Below are 17,807 nucleotides of genomic sequence, written 5' to 3' on the forward strand. Positions count from 1 at the left end.
ATGCGTGAGCGAGACGACCACCGCGACGACCACCGCCCGCCTACGCCGGTTCACCGCCGCACCGATCGTGCTGGCGATCCTGGCCACGGCCCTCACCGCGTGCGGCGACGCCACCGACCAGGCGGACACCGTCGTACCGGTCGAACCGTCCCTGTCCTCGTCGGCTCCGACCCCGCCACCGGCCCCCTCCGGCTCCCCGTCCGCTTCTGTTTCCGCTTCTGATTCCCCGTCCGTTTCCGCATCCGCGAAGGCCTCACCGGGCTCACCTTCGAAAGGCGGGAGCGGTCCGGGTACGACGGGCCGTACGGGCGGCTCCGGCGCGTCAGGGAGCGGCGGCGCGGGTGGGGGAAGCGGGGTGAGCGCGGGATCCGCCGGGAGCGGCGGATCCGGTGGAAACAGGAGCGGCGGCGGCTCCGGCTCGGGATCAGGTGGCCGCTCGACGTCCGGAGCCGGCACCCCGGCCGCCCCCGGGCTCCCCACCTCGGCCCAGCTGTCCTCCGCGCTGCTGACGACGGGCCAGCTGCCCGCAGGCTATGTGCGGACCGGCTTGCGCAACGATCCCCCCACCCGCTCGAACCGCCCCGAGTGCCTCGACACGCTCAACGCGCTGGAGTCCTACCGCAGTACCCGCCCCGGCGCGGTCGAGGCCAGGGCCACCTTCGCCCAGAGTCAGAGCGGACCGTTCCTCCAGGAGGTCGTGCGCGGGCTGCCGGGTTCCGGCGCGCGACAGGACCTCCGGCAGGCGGCCGCCGTGCTGTCCGGTTGCGGCGAGTTCGCCATCGGCTGGAGCGACGGCATGACCGGCACGGAACGGGTGGTGGCGCACGGTTCGGCAGGCATCGCAGACGCGTCGTGGCACGCCACGGTCACCGCGACCAGCGAGACCTTCACCGTCCAGGAGACCCTGGTCCTGGTGGTCGTGGGGAAGACCCTGGTCGTCCTCAGCGAGGCGGGCAGCCCCACGGCACCCGCCCGCTCCCGAACCCTGTCCCTGGCCCGCACAGCAGCGACCCGCGTCCCCTGACGGGACTGCCGCCCGGGCGTCCCACTGAGCGGGACGGAAACCGTTCGCGTATCGCGACGCATCCCGATCCCGCTGCCCTGAAGTCGAAAAGCGCCGGTCAGGCGGCCGTACGGGCTGCCGCGCAGGAGCCGTCGACTTCCGGGAGGATCCGGTTTCTGCGCGTTTCATTGATTGTACCGACCGTTGGGTCTATCTTTCCGGCAGCCGCACCGAAGCTTCATGCACCGCGCGCTCGTCCCCCACTTCCCGGCCCGCAGTCACTCGGGCCGTTCCCTGGTTCTCCGCTCACCCATGGAAGGCCCCGATGTCGCAGACACCAACCGTCGCTCCGCCGGCCCCGGAGAGATCCGCCACCACCTCGCGCAACGTCCTCATGGTCGTCGCGCTCGTGTGGACCGTCCAACTGGTCGCGCTCATGGCCGCGTTGTCCGGCATCGCGCAGGCCGAAGTCGCGATCCACTTCCGGACCACCGAGATCGCCTGGTTCACCCTGATGACCCTGCTGACCGGGACCTTCTTCCTGCCGTTCGCGGTCAAGGCCGCGGCTCTCTTCGGCAAGAAGCGCGTCCTGCTCGTCGCCACCGGACTCGGCTTCACGGGCGACCTGATCGCCGCCGTCGCGACCGACTACCGCACGCTGCTCATCGGCCGCGGCATCGCGGGCGTCTACGCGGCCACCGCCCCGCTCGCCTACGCGATCACCCGCGACGTGTTCCCCCGCCGCTGGGTCGGACTCGCCAGCGGGATACTCGCCGGCGGAGTCGGCCTCGTCGCCTTCGGCGGACCGTTCCTGTCCGGCTGGCTCCTGGACGACTACGGCTTCCGCGGCGTGCTGTGGTTCATGGCCATCAGCACCGCGGTGAGTTTCGTCCTGGTGGCCGCCTTCGTGCCCGAGAGCCCGATCCGCGCGGCGGGCGGCCGGATGGACTGGATCGGCGGAATCCTGCTCGGCGGCGGCATCACCGCGATCGTCTACGCCGTCGGCCAGGGGTCGCACTGGGGTTGGGACAGCGGCAAGTTCGCCACGTACATCGCCGGGGCACTGATCGCGCTGGTCGCCTTCGTGTTCGTCGAACGCCGGGTCGCCGAACCGCTCTTCCCGCCGGCCATGACACGACGCCGTCCGGTGTGGACCGTCCTGCTGGCCACGTCCATCGCGGCCGGCTCGCTCAGCGCCGTCGGCGTGGTGATCCAGATGCTGATCCTGATGCCGAGCATCCCCACGGTCTCCGAGGGACTGGGCTGGTCCGGCACCCACAACGCCATCGTCACCAGCCCGATCAGCGCGATGATCATCGTGGCGGCCGTCGGCACCGGCTGGCTCGCCCGCCGGGTGGACGCGCGCATCCTGCTGGGCACCGGATCCGCGCTCACGGTCCTCGGCTACGGCATCGGCACCCAACTGCACCACAACGCCGCCCAGATCGTGGAGATGGGTCTGATCGCCGGGTTCGGCACGGGCATGGTGATGGCCATCGTGCCCATCATGATCATCGAGGTGGTCACTCCCGAGGAGCAGGCGCTGGCCAACGGCGCCCAGACCCTCGGCCAGGGCGTCGCGCAGATCATCGTCTCGCAGCTGGCCTTCGTCGTGATGGCCCAGCACGGCGCGATCCTCAAGGGCACCCAGTTCTACCTCGACGCCGGGTTCACGAACGGCCTCTGGCTGGTCGTCGGTTGCTGCGCCCTGGGCGCGCTGCTCGTCCTCCTCATCCCCCGGAGCAAGCGCCTCGACGAGGCCGAGGTCGGCCAGGCGGCCTGACCGCGCCGCCTCGGGACGCCCCACCCGGGACCGGCTCCGCTCGCTTCCCCCCCCCGGCCGTTCGGCCGGGCAGGACGGCGCGACGGAGCCGGTCCCACCCGGCTTGCGGTGCGCCGCCCCGGCCCCTCACCGGCCCAGGCCGACCCGTACCTGTCCCGCTTGCCGCGCCACCCCGCGTGGCGGCTGCCCACGGGCCGGGGCTGGGCCATCACGTACGAGGCGCCACCGGCCTTCACTGCCGTACGCGACCGTCCGCACACTGCAGACATTGAACGGCATACCGCATGCGCCAGACCCCATATCGCATACGCCATACCGCAGACCGCAGACCGCAGACCGCAGACCGCAGACCGCAGACCGCAGACCGCAGACCGCAGACCGCAGACCGCAGACCGCAGACCGCAGACCGCAGACCGCAGACCGCAGACCGCAGACCGCAGACCGCAGACCGCAGACGATCCCTCGGCTGCTGCCGACGCGCATGGCGAAACGCCGCGAGGGCCGGGCATTTCGCCCGGCCCTCGGCCACCCTCGTCGCGCGCCTTCGGCAACCCCCGTCCGGCCCACGGCTGTCGCGGCGTCACGCCCGTCAGCCGTGCAACCGTGCAGCCGTGCAGCCGTGCGGCCGGGTGGTGCGTGCGGCCGCCGTACGCCTACGCGTTCGCGTTCGCGTTCGCGGAACCGGCGATCGATGTCGAGGTGAACTGGTGCTTCAGGAACGCGCCCGACCAGGCCATCAGGTCCGACGGCACGTAGTAGCCCTTCTCGTCGTTGATGGCGTCCCAGTTCCCCGCCACGTCCTCGACGGTGACCGAACCGCCGCCCTCGTGGACGTAGCCCTCGGTCGAGGCGATGAACAGGCGCGCGAAGCGGCCGGCGCCGGCGGTGTAGATCTCGCCGTTGACCGGGCAGCTCTCGTGCGCGAGATACGCCACCATCGGCGCCACCGCGTCCGACGGCATGTACGGCATACCGGGGGCCTTCTCGGCGGGCTCCTCCTCGGGGCCGCCGCCCATCCGGGTCATCGCCGCGGGGGCGATCAGATTGACCTTGATCCCGTGGGGCTCGCCCGACAGTTTCGCGCTGCGGGCCAGCCCGACCGTGCCCGCCTTCGCCGCCGCGTACGACAGGTTGTTGTCGAGCCCGAACAGGCCGCTGGAGGTGGTCAGTACGACGCGGCCGTACCGCTGCTCGACGAAGTGCGGCCAGGCGGCGCGCAGCGTGTTGAACGAGCCGACGAGGTGGACGGCGAGGTGGCGCTCCAGGTTCTCCGCGTCGACCTCCGGCAGGCCGGCCCACCGGATGATGCCCGCGTTGTTGACGAGGACGTCGATGCGGCCGAAGTGCTCGATCGCGGAGTCGATGACGGCCTGTCCGCCCGCCGGTGTGGAGATGTCCTCGGTATCGGCGACGGCCTCGCCGCCGGACGCGACGATCTCCTCGACGACCCTCTGCGCCGGTCCGGTGTCCGAGCCGTCGCCCTCCATGGATCCGCCCAGGTCGTTGACGACGACCTTCGCCCCGCGCTCCGCCAGCAGGCGGGCGTGGGCCCGGCCGATCCCCCGGCCGGCGCCGGTGACGACCGCGACGCGTCCTTCGAAGCTGAACTCACTCATGCCTGACTCCTGTTGTACTGCCGTGTGCGGATGCGGATGCGGATGCGCCGGCGGATGCGGATACCGGTGGTGGATGCGGTGGCCGGTCCCGCCCGGGTGGGTGGGACCGGCCGGTCGGCGCCGAGGCGCCCGGGGTGGCGCGGCGATGGGGCTACCAGGTCACCGGCAACTCGCTGATGCCGAAGGCGAGCGCGTCGGCCGGACGGAACGCGAGCTCGTCGCGGTCGACCGCGAGACGGAGGGTCGGGACGCGCCGGTAGAGCGTGCCGTAGACGACCTGGAGTTCGATCCGGGCGAGCTGCTGGCCCAGGCACTGGTGGATGCCCCAGCCGAAGGCGTGGTGGTGGTTCGCCTTGCGGGTGAGGTCGAGCTTCTCGGGCTCGGGGAACGCCTCGGGATCCCAGTTGCCGGCGGGCAGCGGGACGACGATGCCGTCCCCGGCCTTGATCTGCGCGCCCTCGAACTCGAAGTCCTCGGCGGCGATGCGCCGCTGCCCGAACATCGCGACGGTCAGGTAGCGCAGGATCTCCTCGACCGCGCCTGCGGCGTCCCGGGTGTCCTCGACCTCGCGCAGCCGCGCGATCTCGTCGGGGTTCTCCAGCAGCAGGGCGGTGCCCAGCGTGATCATGGTCGCGCTGGTCTCGTGACCCGCGATCAGCAGGATCATGGAGAGCAGGGTGGCCTCGGGAAGGGTGAGGTCGCCCTCCTTGATCCGCGCGGCGAAGTCGGAGAGCACGTCGTCCGCGGGCTCCTCCATCTTCTTCCGGAGCAGCCCGGCGAGGTAGCCGCCCAGCGCCTCGCTCGCCCGGCGGTCGTCGTCGGCCGTCTTGTCGCTCCTGGTGGCGAAGGAGGCGTGCTCCTGGAAGAAGTCGTGGTCCTCGTACGGCACACCGAGCAGCGCGCAGATCATCAGCGAGGGCAGCGGCAGCGACAGCGCCGTCACCAGGTTCACCGGCTTCGGGCCCGCCAGCATCTTGTCGATGAGCTCGTCCGTGAACCGCTGGATGTCCGGCCGCAGCGCCTCCATCCGGGGGCGGGTGAACGGGCGGGTCATCATGCGGCGGATCCGTGTGTGGTCGGCGCCGTCGGCGTTGAAGATCGTGAGCGGGTGGTGGGGGGCGGTCTCCGCCATGGCCCGGTTGGGATACGGGAATCCCGGCCGCTTGTCGTCCGAGCTGACCCGGGGGTCGGACAGGATGGCGCGCTGGGCGGCGTGGCCCGTGACGAGCCAGGGGGTGCTGCCGTCCCAGATCCGGCCGCGGGTCACGGGACCCTTGTCGTTCAGGGCGCGCAGCCCGGGCGGCGGGGCGAAGGGGCACTTGGCGTCCCGCTCGTCCTGGTAGAAGTAGAGGGACTCGTCGGACGCGTCCCGGGTGTCTGCCTCGGCCATGGATGTTCCTCCGGTGAGGGATGGGGGGAAGGGGCGAAGTTCGGGGTCTACTCCTCGAGGCGGATCGCGAGCGCCGGGCACACCGCGGCGGCGTTGCGGACGTCCTCGGCCAGTTCGGCCGGCGGGTTCTCGTCCAGCAGGACGACGATGCCGTCGTCCTCGCGCTGGTCGAACACGTCCATGGCGGCGGCCACGCACTGTCCGGCGGCGACGCACTTCTCCTCGTCGACGACAACCTTCATGGGAATCTCTCCTGATCGTTCAGTGGGTCGGGGCGGGAGCGTCGAGGCCGTTGACGATCTCCTGACGGCGCGTGCGGGCCTGCTTGGGCATGTTCCAGCCGAGCACCCCGGTGACCCGGCCCTCGCTGCGGTACCGGGCGACGAAGCGACGGGCCGTCAGATCCCCTTCCACGACGTCCACTTCGGCGTCGGGGGGCAGGAAGCCGTGCACCTGGAGCTTGGCGTCGTACTGGTCGGTCCAGAAGTACGGCACCGGTGTGTACGGCCGGTCCGCGCCGAGGATCTCCCCGGCGACCGCCATGGCCTGTTCCGTGGCGTTGGTCCGGTTCTCCAGGCGGACGAGCCGGCCGAGGCCCTCGTGGTACCAGCGGGCCACGTCACCGACGGCGTAGATCCCCTCCTCCGCCCGGCAGTGGGAGTCGCACACCACGCCGTTGTCGAGCTCCAGCCCGCTGTCGGCGAGCCACTGCGTCGCCGGGGTCGCGCCGATCGCCACGACCACCGCGTCGGCCGGGAGCACCTCGCCGGTGGCGAGCCGGACGCCGGTGACCCGGCCGCCGTCGGCCGTGAGCCCGACGACGCCGTTGCCGAGCCGGAGTTCGACGCCCCGCTCGGTGTGCAGGCCGGCCAGCACGCCCGACACCAGCGGGCCCACCTGGAGTGCCATGGGCGCCGACAGCGGGCCGGTGAGCGTGACGTCGAGGCCCAGGGTCCGTGCGGTGGCCGCGATCTCGGAGCCGAGCACGCCCTCGCCGACGACCACCAGCCGGGTGCCGGCCGGCAGTCCGGCGCGCAGGGCCAGCGCGTCGTCGAGGGTGCGCAGTACGTGGACGCCGGCGAGGTCTTCCGAGCCGGGCAGGCGCCGGGCCCGGACCCCCGTGGCGATGACGATCGCGTCGGCCCGCAACTGCCGCCCGGACGCCGTACGGACACCGCGCGACGCCCGGTCCAGTGCGACCGCCGGGTCGCCCAGGACGAACTCGGCGTCGAGCGCCGACAGCACGTCCTGGGTGCGCAGTGCGGCCCGCTCCGGCTCCCATGCGCCCAAGAGCACCTGCTTGGACAGCGGCGGCCGGTCGTACGGGGCGTGCGGCTCGTCGCCGAGCACCGTGATCCGGCCCTCGTAGCCCTTGCGGCGCAGGGTCTCCACGGTGGTCAGTCCGGACGCGGAGGCGCCCACCACCAGGACGCGGGCCGGGGCCCTGACGTCGTCGATGCTCATTCTCGGCTCCAGTACGGCGTTGGTGCGGTGTTCCGGGTGCGGACGGACGGCTCGGTCAGGTGAGGTAGCGCCCGCCGTTGACGCTGAAGGTCTGGCCGGTCACATAGCCCGCCTCCGGCGAGGCCAGGTAGGCCACCGCGTGTGCGACGTCCTCGGGCGTACCGGCCCGCTTCATCGGCATGGTGGCCGCGACCGCGTCCACGTCGACGGGGCCCTGGCGCACCAGCGGGGTGTCGATGAACCCCGGCGGGACGTGGTTGACGGTGATCCCCTTGTCGATGTACTCGACCGCCAGCGCCCTGGTGAGGCCGATGACGCCGCCCTTGGAGGCCGCGTAGTGCGCCATGGCGGGCGCGCCGGTCTGGGCGGAGGACGAGGAGATGTTGACGATCCGGCCCCAGCCGGCCTCGAGCATGTCGGGCACCAGCTCCCGGGTGACCAGGAACGGTCCCTTGAGGTTGATCCCGATCATGCGGTCCCAGGACGCCTCGCCGATGTGGGTGAAGGGCTCGTAGCCGGTCGTCCCCGCGTTGTTGACGAGGATCGTGACCGGTCCCAGTTCCTCGCGGGTGCGTGCCGCGGAGCGGGCCACGGCCGCCGCGTCGGCGGCGTCACCGCCCACCGCGAGGGCCGTTCCGCCGGCCGCCCGGATCTCCGCGGCGGTCTTCTCGGCGCCCTCGGTGTTCAGGTCCCAGACCGCCACGGCGGCGCCCTTGGCCGCGAGCACGGTCGCGATCCCGCGTCCGATTCCCCGCGCGCCGCCGGTGACGACCGCGACCTTTCCCTGAAGTGACATGTGTGCTCCTCATGTGCTCGGTGTGGCCCCCGCTCGCTGACTCCCGGGCGCGGGGTGCACCCGGGCGGGGCCGTCAGCCCTCCAGCGCCTCGCGGGCGGCGGTGCGGGCGGCGACCGCCCGCGGGAACCCGGTGTAGCCGCTGGAGTGGTAGACGACCTCGGCGATCTCGTCCCGGGTCAGGCCGTTCGTCAGCGCGATCCGGACGTGGGTCTTCAGCTCGGTCTCGGCGCCGAGGGCGATGAGGATCCCGAGCGTGACCAGGCTGCGGTCGCGCGGGGCGAGCCCCTCGCGTCCCCACAGCGCTCCCCAGACGCTGGTGAGACCGATGTCGACCAGCTCCTCGCCGAAGCGGCCGTCCCGCAGATCGACGTCGTCCTCGGGGAAGACGCCCGGCAGGGCGGCCCGCATGGCCTTCCAGCCCGCGGCCCGCAGATCGGTGGTTTCCTCGACGCTGTTGTCACTCATGACTGCTCCCGTCGCGCGGCTTCGCGTCCCTGCAGCGAAAGTTAGACCAGACGGTCGGTACAATCAATGTCCCGGCCGAGATTCGCATCCATTGAACGAATCCGACACCTCCTCTACTCTCACCTCAATATTCGATCGACCGGTCGACATAATAATCAAGGCTCACGCGGGAGAGCACATGAGCGACACCACGAAGACGGGCCCGGCGGACCAGGGCCTCGTGGACGTACTCGTCATCGGCGCCGGCGTCACCGGCATCGGCCAGCTGTACCGGGCCCGGGAGTCCGGGTTCTCGACCAAGCTGCTCGAGGCGGGCAGCGGCGTGGGCGGCACCTGGTACTGGAACCGCTACCCCGAGGCGCGCTTCGACTCCGAGAGCTACACCTACGGCTACCTGTTCTCCAAGGAGCTGTGGGAGGAGTGGGAGTGGTCGGAGCACTTCGCCGGCCAGCCGGAGATCGAGCGCTACTTCAACCACGTGGTCGACCGGTTCGACCTGCGGCGCCACATGGTGTTCGGCGCGAAGGTGACCGAGGCGGTCTGGGACGAGGCGACCGGCACCTGGGCCGTGCGCACCGAGGACGGCACCCGACACCGGGCGCGTCACGTCGTGGCCGCGACCGGCATCCTCTCCGTGCCCTTCGTCCCCGCCGTCCCGGGCCGCGAGGACTTCCGCGGCGAGCAGCACCACACCGGCCGCTGGCCCGCCACCCCGGTGGACTTCGCCGGCAAGCGGGTGGCCCAGATCGGCACCGGATCCAGCGGCGTCCAGATCGTGCCCGCGATCGCCGACGAGGTCGCGCAGCTGACGGTGTACCAGAAGGTGGCCGACTGGCTGACCCCGCTCAACAACCGGCCGATCACGTCCGAGGAACAGGCCGAGCTCAAGGGCGGCTACGAGTCCATCAGGGACACCCTCAACACCTCGCCGAGCGGCTTCCTGCACCGGATCACCATGCGGTCGGGCCTGGAGGACTCCCCGGAGCAGCGCCAGGAGTTCTACGAGACGCGGTGGAACGGCCCGGGCTTCACGAAGCTCTCCGAGCACTACTACGACATGACCACCAACGCCACGGTCAACGAGGAGTGGTGCGAGTTCATCGCCGCCAAGATCCGCTCCATCGTCGAGGATCCGGCGACGGCCGAGAAGCTGATCCCCAAGGGGCACGGCTACGGCGGCCGGCGGCCCCCGTTCGGCACCGGCTACTACGAGGCGTACAACAAGCCGGCCGTCCGGCTCGTCGACATCAACGAGACGCCGATCGTCCGCATCACCGAGACCGGGATCGAGACCTCCGAGGGCCACCAGGAGTTCGACATCATCATCTGGGCGACCGGCTACGACTTCGGCACCGGCGCCCTCAACCGCCTCGGCGTGCGCGGCCGCCGGGGCCTCCCCCTGGAGGAGTACTGGGCGGACGGGCCGTCGACCTACCTCGGGGTGACGACCGCCGGCTTCCCCAACTTCTGGTTCCCCGGCGGACCGCACGGCGCGCTGGGCAACAACCCGCGCTACTCCGGCGACCAGGTGGACTACGTCATGGACCTGCTCGTCCACGCGCGCGAGCACGGCCACGACGTCGTCGAGGTCACGACCGCCGCCGAGCAGGAGTGGACGGACCTCGTCAACGACAGCGCGGGACAGTCGTCCTTCCTCAAGAGCAGCTACTTCTACGGTGCCAACATCCCCGGCAAGCCGGTCAAGCAGCTGCTGAACCCGACCGGGCGCTGGAAGCTCCAGGAGCTGATCCGCGAGTCGGTGGCGAACGACTTCCCGGCCTTCGCCTTCACCAAGGCCCAGGCCCCGGATCCGGCGGTCTGAGCAGGCGGACGCCCGTGCCGCCTGCTCCACAGGCGGCACGGGCGTCCGGGGGCCGGGCGGTCCGCTAGGACCGGAAGGTGGTGACCCTCCGGCGGAACTTCCACACGCCGTCGTGCAGGCCCAATGTGTCGTCGTAGCGGCCGACCAGCTGCACCGTCCAGCCCGACTCGCCGCGCTGGAAGAACGCCAGGTCGCTGACGGCCGTGGCCTCCTCGTCGGTGTACGAGGTGAGCACCGTGTTGGCCACCAGGTGCAGCTGCGGCGCGGCCGGCGCGAAGCCCGCGAAGCCCTCCCTGATCGCGTCCCGGCCCTCGAAGGCGGCCATGCCGGTTATCTCGGCGACGCCGTCCGGCACGAAGAGGTCGGCGAGGTCGTCGGTGCGGCCGGCGTCCAGCGCCTGCGCGTAGGCGGCGATGGCGCGGTGCACACCGGCGGCGGCCGCGGCCTCGGTGTCGGCAGAAGTCGTACTCATCTCTCTCCAGGGTCGAAGGGGTGGGGCGGGGGACGGCGGTCAGACCTGATACGTCGTCCTCCTGCGCCGCAGCAGCCAGGTGCCGTCGACGCGGCGCAGCGTGTCGTCGTAGTGCCCGACGACCTGCACCGACCAGCCCGACTCGCCGCGCTGGAGGAAGGCCACGTCGCTCGCCGCCGTCGCCTCGTCGGGTCCCAGGGCGGTGACGACCGTGTTGGTCACCAGGTGCAGTTGCGGCTGGGTGGGCGCCCATCCCTTGAAGGCCTCACGCAGCGCGTCGTGCCCCTGGAGGGGATCCGTCCCCGGCAGCTCCAGGACCGCGTCGGGTGTGTACAGCGCGACGACGTCGTCGGTACGGCCGGCGTCCTGGGCCTGTGTGTGCGCCCCGATCACGGCACGCACGCCCGCCGCGACCCACGCCTGTGTGGATTCGCTCATTGCCCCTCCAAGGGATAGACGTTTCGACCAGTCAGTCTATTACCGAGACGCGGATAATCTGAAGCCAGAATTTCGAGCAATCAGACTTGTTGACCGAACGGTACAATCTTCATAGCATGCGGATGGCAGTCAACGGGGACCTGTCGCCTGAGGAGGCGTTTATCGTGACGAAGCGTTGGAAGCAGCGGCCGCCCGGTTCGACATGGGGCGAGTTCGGTGAGGACGACGAACTGGGGCGCATCAACCTGATGACGCCGGAGAAGGTCCTCCAGGCGGTCCGAGAGGTCGAGCACGGGATCACCTTCAGCCTGAGCCTGCCGCTCGACTATCCGGGCGGCACCGCTTTGAACCAGCGCCGTTACCCGCCGATCCTGCGGCCCACCGAGGACCTCCAGCACCAGCAGGACGTCTTCTACAACATCAAGGCGAGCGAGCACTTCTCGCCGGACCTGGTCGACGTGTGGTCCGACGACGTGGTGACCCTGTGGCTCCAGTACTCGACCCAGTGGGACTCCCTCGCCCACCAGGGCGCCGAGTTCGACGCCGACGGCGACGGCGTCGCCGAGCCGGTCTACTACAACGGCTACCGGCCCGGCACCGACCTCGTCGGACCGCAGGAGGACGCCAAGGGTGACGGCAGCGGGAGCCTCAGTTTCGCCCGCCACCTCGGTCTCGAGCACATGGCCGAGCACGGGGTGCAGGGCCGGGGCGTCCTGATCGACCTCGCGCACCACCTGGGCACCGGCTACCAGCCGGTCGATCTGGCGAAACTCCAGGAGATCATGGCGGCGGACGACGTCGTGGTGGAGCCCGGCGACATCCTCCTGCTGCACACCGGCTTCGCCACCCAGCTGCTGGCCTGGGAGAAGAACCCCGACCCGGTGGCCATCCACCGGACCGCCGCCTATCTCGACGCGGACGACCCGGCGCTGCTCGACTGGATCGCCGAGTCGCAGATCGCGGGCCTGGTGGCCGACAACTACGCGGTCGAGGGCGTGGGCGTCACCCAGGCCCAGGGCCCGCACACGCTGCTGCCCATCCACCATCTGTGCCTGTTCAAGCTCGGCGTCCCGCTCGGTGAACTGTGGTACCTGCACGACCTCGCGGCCTGGCTGCGCGAGCACGGCCGCAGCCGCTTCCTGCTCACCGCTCCCCCGCTCAACCTGCCAGGCACCCAGGGCAGTCCGCTCACCCCGGTCGCGACCGTCTGACACACGGGCGGGACCGGATCCGCCGTCGGCCCACGCCCTGGCCCTGCCGGCACAGCCGGGCCGACGGCGGTCCGCACAAGGGGGAGGCCCCGGGACGAACGTCCCGGGGCCTCCCCCTTGCCGTCGCATCCTCCTCACACCGCCGCGATGCGCCGCAGCGTGTCGGCGATGGTGTCGGACGAGGGCAGCCACAGCCGTTCCAGCGAGGGCGCGTAGGGCGCGGGCATCGGCGGCGGCGCCACCCGGGTGACGGGCGCGTCCAGGTGCCAGAACCCCTCGTCGACGGCGAGCGCCGCGAGTTCGGCGCCGACGCCGAAGTCCCGTACCGCCTCGTGCGCGATGACCAGCCGGTTGGTCCTGGCGAGGGAGGCGAGCACCGTCTCCCGGTCCAGCGGGGCGATCGTGCGCAGGTCGATCACCTCCACGCTCACGCCCTCGGCGGCCAGCGACTCCGCGGCGGCCAGGGCGTCCTGGACCATCCGCGACCAGGAGACGAGCGTGATGTCGGTGCCCTCGCGGACCACCTTCGCCCGGCCCAGCGGGACCATGTGGTCGACCGGTGGCTTCGGGCCCTTGAAGCCGTACTGGAGCCGGTTCTCGACGAAGACGACCGGATTGGGGTCCTGGATGGCGGCGCGCAGCAGGCCGTAGGTGTCGGCCGGGTTGGACGGCATCACCACCGTCAGCCCCGGGATGTGGGCCAGCAGCGCTTCCAGGCTCTGCGAGTGCTGGCTGCCGGAGGAGCGCCCGGCACCGAACTGGGTGCGCACCACCAGGGGCATGGCGGCCCGGCCGCCGGTCATGAAGCGCAGCTTGGCAGCCTGGTTGAGCAGCATGTCGAGGCAGACGCCGATGAAGTCCATGTACATGATCTCGACGACCGGCTTCATTCCGGCCATGGCCGCCCCCACCGCCGTGCCGAGGATGGCGCTCTCGCTGATCGGCGTGTCGCGGACCCGGCCCGGGAACGCCTCGGCCAGGCCCCGGGTCAGCCCGAAGACGTTCCCGCCCGCGCCGACGTCGATACCGGCGACGAACACGGCCGGATCGGCCGCGAGTTCGTGTTCCAGGGCGAGCCGTACGGCGTCCATCGAGCGGAAGATCTCACCGGTGGCCGGGGCGGGCTCGGGCCGGGCGGGACGCGGGGCCGACACGAAGTCGTACAGGGTCTCGGGGGCCGGCTCGGGCAGGCCCCTGGCCCACTCGACCGCCGCCTCGATCTCCTTGTCGATCTCCTCGTCGACCGCGTCGGCCGCCGCGGCCGGCACGCCCGCCGTCGCCAGGTGCCGGCGGGCCACCAGCAGCGGGTCGCGTTCCTTGGCGGCGGCGACCTCCTGCGCGCTGCGGTAGCGCTCGGGGTCGCCCTCGTAGTGGCCGTGCCAGCGGTAGGTCTCGGCCTCCACCAGGACCGGACCGCCGCCGCCCCGCAGCCGCTCCACCACGTCGGCCATCATCCCGGCCACCGCCAGGACGTCGTTGCCGTCGACGTGCGCGTACCCGATGCCGTACCCCGCGGCCCGGGCGGAGAGCGGGGCCCGGTGCTGTTCGGCGGCGGGCGAGAACTCGGAGTAGTGGTTGTTCTCGCAGAGGAAGACGACCGGCAGGTCCCACACGGCGGCCAGGTTGACCGCCTCGTGGAACATGCCCTGCGCGACCGCGCCGTCCCCGAAGAACGCCACCACCACGTCACCCGCGGCGCGCAGTTTGGCCGCGGTCGCCACGCCCGTGGCGATCGGGAGTCCGGCGCCGACGATCCCGTTGGCGCCGTAGATGCCGAGGCCGGGGTCCGCGATGTGCATCGAGCCGCCGCGGCCGTGGCACGTACCCGCCTCCTTGCCCATCAGCTCGGCCATCATGGACGCCGAGTCCAGCCCCTTGGCCAGGACATGGCCGTGCCCGCGGTGGGTGGAGGTGATCCCGTCGCGGGGGCCGAGCGGCCAGCAGGCCCCGACCGCACTGGCCTCCTGACCGATCGACAGGTGCAGGAAGCCGGGGATCTCCGTCGCCTTGTACAGGTCGGACGCCCGTTCCTCGAAACGCCTTATACGGCGCATCCGGCGATACATCTCCAGGAGCTGGTCCGCGTGTGCGGTTCCCGCTCCGGTCTGCTGGGGTGCCTGGGGTGCCTCGGTCGTCGTCATGCGCGTCCTCGCAATGCTCGCCGGGGCGGCGCAAGGCCGCACCGTCTGAGTCCTACTTTTAATGTACCGTCTGGTCTAGCAAACTTCTTCGAGCACAACAGAAACGATGTCCCCGGGCCCGCTTCCCCCCGGACGTGCCCACGGCAGTCCGGACGCGGGCCCGGGGCAGGTCGTACCGACACGTCGGCACATCAGGCGGGGAGTGGAGCAATGCCCAGACCACCGGGCCACGGGCCGGGTTTCGAGGTCAGACGCCAGAAGATCATCGACACGGCCGCGGAGCTGTTCGCCCGCCAGGGCTACGCGGCGACCTCCGTCAACGACCTGGGCCGGGCGGTCGGGCTCGCCAAGGGGGCGCTGTACTACTACATCGACTCCAAGGAGAACCTGCTGATCGAGATCCAGTCCCGGGTGATGGCCCCGCTGCTCTCCCGGGCCAGGGAGATCGCGGCCCTCGACGCGGATCCGCTGGTGCGGCTGCGGCTGCTGTCGGAGTCGCTGCTCACCATCATCTTCCGCAGGCTCGACCACATCTGGGTCTACGAGCACGACTACCGCAGCCTCACCGGCGACCACCTGACGACCCTGCTCGGCCAGCGCGCCGAGTTCGAGCGGCTGGTCAGGGGTCTGCTCACCAAGGCCATGGAGCGGGGCAGCTTCCGCGCGGTCGACCCGCACGTGGCCACCCTCCAGTTCCTCAACCTGCACAACCACACCTACCAGTGGGTGAAGCCGGACGGCCGCTGGGACGCCGCGTACCTGTCCCGCGCGTACTGCGACACCCTGCTGCGCGGGTTCGGCGCGCCCGCCGCCGCCCTGCCGGACGTGGAGGAGGCGGCGGCGGCGTTCAAACGCGACCGCCCCGACCGGCCCCTCGACCCGGAGGCCGCGTGGCGGTCCGCCTCGGTGGCGAGCTGATCGAAGGGGTCCGTCGGCACCCGCCGCGGGCCCCTTCGGCGCTCACACCTGCTTCACCAGCGCCCTGGCGATGACATCGCGCTGGATCTCGTTCGTGCCCTCGCCGATCTCGAGGATCTTGGCGTCGGCGTAGAACCGCGAGATCTCCGACTCCCGCACATAGCCGTATCCGCCGTGGATCTGCACCGCCTGGGAGGCGGCCCGGTTGGCGACCTCGGAGGCGTACAGCTTCGCCATGGCGGCCTCCGTGCCGTACGGGCGCCCCTGGTCGGCGAGCCAGGCGGCCCGGTAGACCATCCACCGGGCGGCCTCGAACTCGGTGCCGATGTCGGCGATCTTGTGGGCGACCGCCTGGAACGCCGACAGCGGACGGCCGAACTGGTGCCGTTCCGTGGCGTGTTTGACGGCGAGCGCGAGGGCCGCCTTGGCCAGCGACAGCCCCAGGGCGGCGACGCTGATACGGCCCTTGTCCAGCACGGAGAGGAACTGGCGCAGCCCGCCCCCCTCCTCGCCGACGAGATGGCCGTCGGGGACGAAGCAGTCGGCGAAGACCAGTTCACGGGTGTCCATGGCGTGCCAACCGAGCTTCCTCAGCTTCGCCCCGCAGGTGTAACCGGGCGTGCCGGTCGGCACGTAGAAGGTGGCGAAGCGTTTCCGCCCGTCCTCGTCACGGCCGGTGGTGGCCAGCAGGGTGACGCCCTGGCTGATGTCGGTGCCGGCGTTGGTGATGAACATCTTGGTGCCGTCGATCACCCAACCGCCGTCCGTCCGGCGGGCGGTGGTGGTGATGCCGGCCGCGTCGGACCCGGCGCCCGGCTCGGTCAGGCCGAACGCGCCGAGGGCCTCGCCCCGGGCCAGCGGGGCCAGCCAGCGCTGCTTCTGCTCCTCGGTGCCGTAGGCCAGCAGCGGGAGGGTGGCGATGGTGGAGTGCGCGTTCCAGGAGGAGGCCACCGACTGGTCGGCGGCGCCGAGTTCCTCCATGACGGCGACGTAGGAGACCATGTCGGAACCCGCGCCCGCGTACTCCTCGGGGACGAGCATGCCCATCAGGCCGAGTTCGCCGAGCTTGGTGAAGACAGGGGTGGGGAACTCCTCGTTCTCCGACCACTGGGCCGCGTTCGGGGAGATCTCCTTGGCCGCGAACTCGCGGACCATGTCCTGTAGGTCCCGGGTCTCCTCCGGCAGGTCGAAATCCATGTCACAGTCCCTTCGGGGTCAGCAGAACCTTGAGGTGGCGGGCCCGGTCAGCGGCCAGGTCCGCGAAGACCCCGGCTCCTTCCGAGAGCGGGAAACGTCCGGTGATCAGGGCGGACGCGTCCAGGCGTCCGGTGCTCATCAGGTCGATCACCCGGGGGATGTCGAAGTGGTAGCCGAGCGTGCCGACCACCGACCGCTCGTAGAAGACGAGTTGGCCCATGTCGAACTCGACGCTGCCGTGGCCGACGCCGGCGAGCACCACCCGGCCGCCGCGCCGGACGGTGGTGACGGCCTGCGCCGCGAGCGCGGGGACACCGGTCGCGTCGATGACGACGTCCGGGCCGATCCGGCCGGTCTTGACGAACACCTCGCGGCGTACGTCGCTCGCGCGCGGGTCGAAGGCCTCGGTGACGCCGAGTCCGAGGAGCGCCTCGCGGCGCGCGGCGAGGGGTTCGCTCACATAGAGTCCGGCCGCGCCGGCGATCCGGGCGGCCAGGACGACCGCGACGCCGATCGGTCCGCCGCCGACCACGAGGACGTTGTCCCCCGGCCGGACGCCGGCCCGGGTGACGGCGTGCAGACCGACCGCGAGGGGTTCGGCGGCGGCCGCCATCTCGTCGCTCACGTTGTCGGGAAGCGGTGTGAGCCCCGCGATCGGCACGGTGACGCGGTCGGCGAAGGCGCCGGGCGAGGCCAGGCCCACCGAGCCGCTGCGGGGACAGATGTGGTACTCGCCGCGCGCGCACCAGAAGCAGACGCCGCACCGCCAGACGGGGTCGGCGGCGACCCGGTCGCCGACCGCGACCCCGGGCACGTCGGCGCCCAACGCCACGACGGTGCCGCTCAGTTCGTGCCCGAGGGCGAGCGGTGGACTGGCTCCGGTCAGCGGGTGCGGACCGGAACGGATCATGTGCGGCCCTTCCAGGAACTCGTGCAGGTCGGTGCCGCACACCCCGCACCAGGCGACCTCGACCACGGCCTCGTGCGGCCTCGGCTCGGGCGGGTCGGGTACCTCCTCCAGCCGCAGGTCGCGCGCGCCGTGCCAGCGCAGTGCCTTCATCGTCTGCACCCCTTCTCGTGTCGTACGGTC

The 17,807-nt window shown here is 71.4% G+C and carries 16 protein-coding genes; 5 read left to right on the plus strand and 11 right to left on the minus strand.

Translation table 11 applies throughout. The features are described from left to right. Nucleotides 1–4 precede the first annotated feature (4 nt). Both OG933_RS08740 and OG933_RS08745 read left to right on the plus strand, forming a co-directional pair. Nucleotides 5–1,024: a hypothetical protein gene (locus OG933_RS08740; RefSeq protein ID WP_405626337.1), complete on the plus strand. Its 1,020-nt coding sequence runs from the start codon at nucleotides 5–7 to the stop codon at nucleotides 1,022–1,024. Nucleotides 1,025–1,328: 304 nt separating this feature from the next. Continuing rightward, nucleotides 1,329–2,786, plus strand: coding sequence for an MFS transporter (locus OG933_RS08745; RefSeq protein ID WP_405626340.1), 1,458 nt, complete (start codon nucleotides 1,329–1,331; stop codon nucleotides 2,784–2,786). Between the two features lie 653 nt (nucleotides 2,787–3,439). On the opposite strand, the gene OG933_RS08750 is transcribed toward OG933_RS08745, so the two are convergent. The 6 genes from OG933_RS08750 to OG933_RS08775 all read right to left on the minus strand — a co-directional run bounded on the left by OG933_RS08750 (nucleotide 3,440) and on the right by OG933_RS08775 (nucleotide 8,518). Further along, nucleotides 3,440–4,402, minus strand: coding sequence for an SDR family NAD(P)-dependent oxidoreductase (locus OG933_RS08750; RefSeq protein WP_362518412.1), 963 nt, complete (start codon nucleotides 4,400–4,402; stop codon nucleotides 3,440–3,442). A gap of 151 nt (nucleotides 4,403–4,553) precedes the next feature. Continuing rightward, entirely contained in the window at nucleotides 4,554–5,792 is a 1,239-nt protein-coding gene (locus OG933_RS08755) for a cytochrome P450 (protein WP_362518409.1), read from the minus strand. A 47-nt stretch (nucleotides 5,793–5,839) separates the two neighbouring features. Then, nucleotides 5,840–6,034, minus strand: a complete 195-nt coding sequence (locus OG933_RS08760; protein WP_020129392.1) for a ferredoxin — start codon at nucleotides 6,032–6,034, stop codon at nucleotides 5,840–5,842. A gap of 19 nt (nucleotides 6,035–6,053) precedes the next feature. Then, nucleotides 6,054–7,256: an NAD(P)/FAD-dependent oxidoreductase gene (locus OG933_RS08765; RefSeq protein ID WP_405626343.1), complete on the minus strand. Its 1,203-nt coding sequence runs from the start codon at nucleotides 7,254–7,256 to the stop codon at nucleotides 6,054–6,056. A gap of 55 nt (nucleotides 7,257–7,311) precedes the next feature. Next, complete coding sequence (locus OG933_RS08770) at nucleotides 7,312–8,052, minus strand: SDR family NAD(P)-dependent oxidoreductase (RefSeq protein WP_362518402.1); 741 nt, start codon at nucleotides 8,050–8,052, stop codon at nucleotides 7,312–7,314. Between the two features lie 73 nt (nucleotides 8,053–8,125). Then, entirely contained in the window at nucleotides 8,126–8,518 is a 393-nt protein-coding gene (locus OG933_RS08775; protein WP_362518400.1) for a carboxymuconolactone decarboxylase family protein, read from the minus strand. A 178-nt stretch (nucleotides 8,519–8,696) separates the two neighbouring features. On the opposite strand from OG933_RS08775, the gene OG933_RS08780 reads away from it, so the two are divergent. Further along, nucleotides 8,697–10,340 carry a flavin-containing monooxygenase gene (locus tag OG933_RS08780; protein ID WP_405626345.1) on the plus strand — a complete coding sequence of 548 codons (1,644 nt, stop codon included), beginning with the start codon at nucleotides 8,697–8,699 and terminating at the stop codon, nucleotides 10,338–10,340. 64 nt (nucleotides 10,341–10,404) lie between these two features. Here the strand turns inward: OG933_RS08780 and OG933_RS08785 are convergent, their stop codons facing one another. Then, on the minus strand, nucleotides 10,405–10,812 hold the full coding sequence (locus tag OG933_RS08785; RefSeq protein ID WP_405626346.1) for a nuclear transport factor 2 family protein: 408 nt from the start codon (nucleotides 10,810–10,812) through the stop codon (nucleotides 10,405–10,407). A gap of 39 nt (nucleotides 10,813–10,851) precedes the next feature. Then, a complete protein-coding gene (locus OG933_RS08790) occupies nucleotides 10,852–11,250 on the minus strand; it encodes a nuclear transport factor 2 family protein (protein WP_405626347.1) in 399 nt (132 codons plus the stop codon). Nucleotides 11,251–11,414: 164 nt separating this feature from the next. Here OG933_RS08790 and OG933_RS08795 point away from each other — a divergent pair, with 164 nt between their 5' ends. Further along, complete coding sequence (locus OG933_RS08795; protein ID WP_405626348.1) at nucleotides 11,415–12,461, plus strand: cyclase family protein; 1,047 nt, start codon at nucleotides 11,415–11,417, stop codon at nucleotides 12,459–12,461. A gap of 134 nt (nucleotides 12,462–12,595) precedes the next feature. Here OG933_RS08795 and OG933_RS08800 read toward each other — a convergent pair whose 3' ends face one another. Beyond that, on the minus strand, nucleotides 12,596–14,602 hold the full coding sequence (locus OG933_RS08800) for a pyruvate dehydrogenase complex E1 component subunit beta (protein WP_405626350.1): 2,007 nt from the start codon (nucleotides 14,600–14,602) through the stop codon (nucleotides 12,596–12,598). A gap of 210 nt (nucleotides 14,603–14,812) precedes the next feature. Between OG933_RS08800 and OG933_RS08805 the strand changes: the two genes are divergently transcribed. Next, complete coding sequence (locus OG933_RS08805) at nucleotides 14,813–15,520, plus strand: TetR/AcrR family transcriptional regulator (RefSeq protein WP_405626351.1); 708 nt, start codon at nucleotides 14,813–14,815, stop codon at nucleotides 15,518–15,520. A gap of 42 nt (nucleotides 15,521–15,562) precedes the next feature. Here OG933_RS08805 and OG933_RS08810 read toward each other — a convergent pair whose 3' ends face one another. Together OG933_RS08810 and OG933_RS08815 are read right to left on the minus strand one after the other, a co-directional pair. Then, nucleotides 15,563–16,717 (minus strand): acyl-CoA dehydrogenase family protein, encoded by a 1,155-nt coding sequence (locus tag OG933_RS08810; RefSeq protein ID WP_362526731.1) that lies wholly within the window; start codon nucleotides 16,715–16,717, stop codon nucleotides 15,563–15,565. A gap of 1 nt (nucleotide 16,718) precedes the next feature. Next, the gene (locus tag OG933_RS08815) at nucleotides 16,719–17,777 is read right to left on the minus strand and encodes a 2,3-butanediol dehydrogenase (protein WP_362526734.1); all 1,059 of its coding nucleotides are present in this window, start codon (nucleotides 17,775–17,777) and stop codon (nucleotides 16,719–16,721) included. Nucleotides 17,778–17,807 lie beyond the last annotated feature (30 nt).

This window comes from Streptomyces sp. NBC_00016 (assembly GCF_045040885.1).
Lineage (GTDB): Bacteria > Actinomycetota > Actinomycetes > Streptomycetales > Streptomycetaceae > Streptomyces > Streptomyces coriariae.

Bases quoted from the DNA above. Each gene is read 5' to 3' on its own strand.
- OG933_RS08745 (WP_405626340.1), top strand. From the start codon at position 1,329: ATGTCGCAGACACCAACCGTCGCTCCGCCGGCCCCGGAGAGATCCGCC.
- OG933_RS08750 (WP_362518412.1), bottom strand. From the start codon at position 4,402: ATGAGTGAGTTCAGCTTCGAAGGACGCGTCGCGGTCGTCACCGGCGCC.
- OG933_RS08755 (WP_362518409.1), bottom strand. From the start codon at position 5,792: ATGGCCGAGGCAGACACCCGGGACGCGTCCGACGAGTCCCTCTACTTC.
- OG933_RS08760 (WP_020129392.1), bottom strand. From the start codon at position 6,034: ATGAAGGTTGTCGTCGACGAGGAGAAGTGCGTCGCCGCCGGACAGTGC.
- OG933_RS08765 (WP_405626343.1), bottom strand. From the start codon at position 7,256: ATGAGCATCGACGACGTCAGGGCCCCGGCCCGCGTCCTGGTGGTGGGC.
- OG933_RS08770 (WP_362518402.1), bottom strand. From the start codon at position 8,052: ATGTCACTTCAGGGAAAGGTCGCGGTCGTCACCGGCGGCGCGCGGGGA.
- OG933_RS08775 (WP_362518400.1), bottom strand. From the start codon at position 8,518: ATGAGTGACAACAGCGTCGAGGAAACCACCGATCTGCGGGCCGCGGGC.
- OG933_RS08780 (WP_405626345.1), top strand. From the start codon at position 8,697: ATGAGCGACACCACGAAGACGGGCCCGGCGGACCAGGGCCTCGTGGAC.
- OG933_RS08785 (WP_405626346.1), bottom strand. From the start codon at position 10,812: ATGAGTACGACTTCTGCCGACACCGAGGCCGCGGCCGCCGCCGGTGTG.
- OG933_RS08790 (WP_405626347.1), bottom strand. From the start codon at position 11,250: ATGAGCGAATCCACACAGGCGTGGGTCGCGGCGGGCGTGCGTGCCGTG.
- OG933_RS08800 (WP_405626350.1), bottom strand. From the start codon at position 14,602: ATGACGACGACCGAGGCACCCCAGGCACCCCAGCAGACCGGAGCGGGA.
- OG933_RS08805 (WP_405626351.1), top strand. From the start codon at position 14,813: ATGCCCAGACCACCGGGCCACGGGCCGGGTTTCGAGGTCAGACGCCAG.
- OG933_RS08810 (WP_362526731.1), bottom strand. From the start codon at position 16,717: ATGGATTTCGACCTGCCGGAGGAGACCCGGGACCTACAGGACATGGTC.
- OG933_RS08815 (WP_362526734.1), bottom strand. From the start codon at position 17,777: ATGAAGGCACTGCGCTGGCACGGCGCGCGCGACCTGCGGCTGGAGGAG.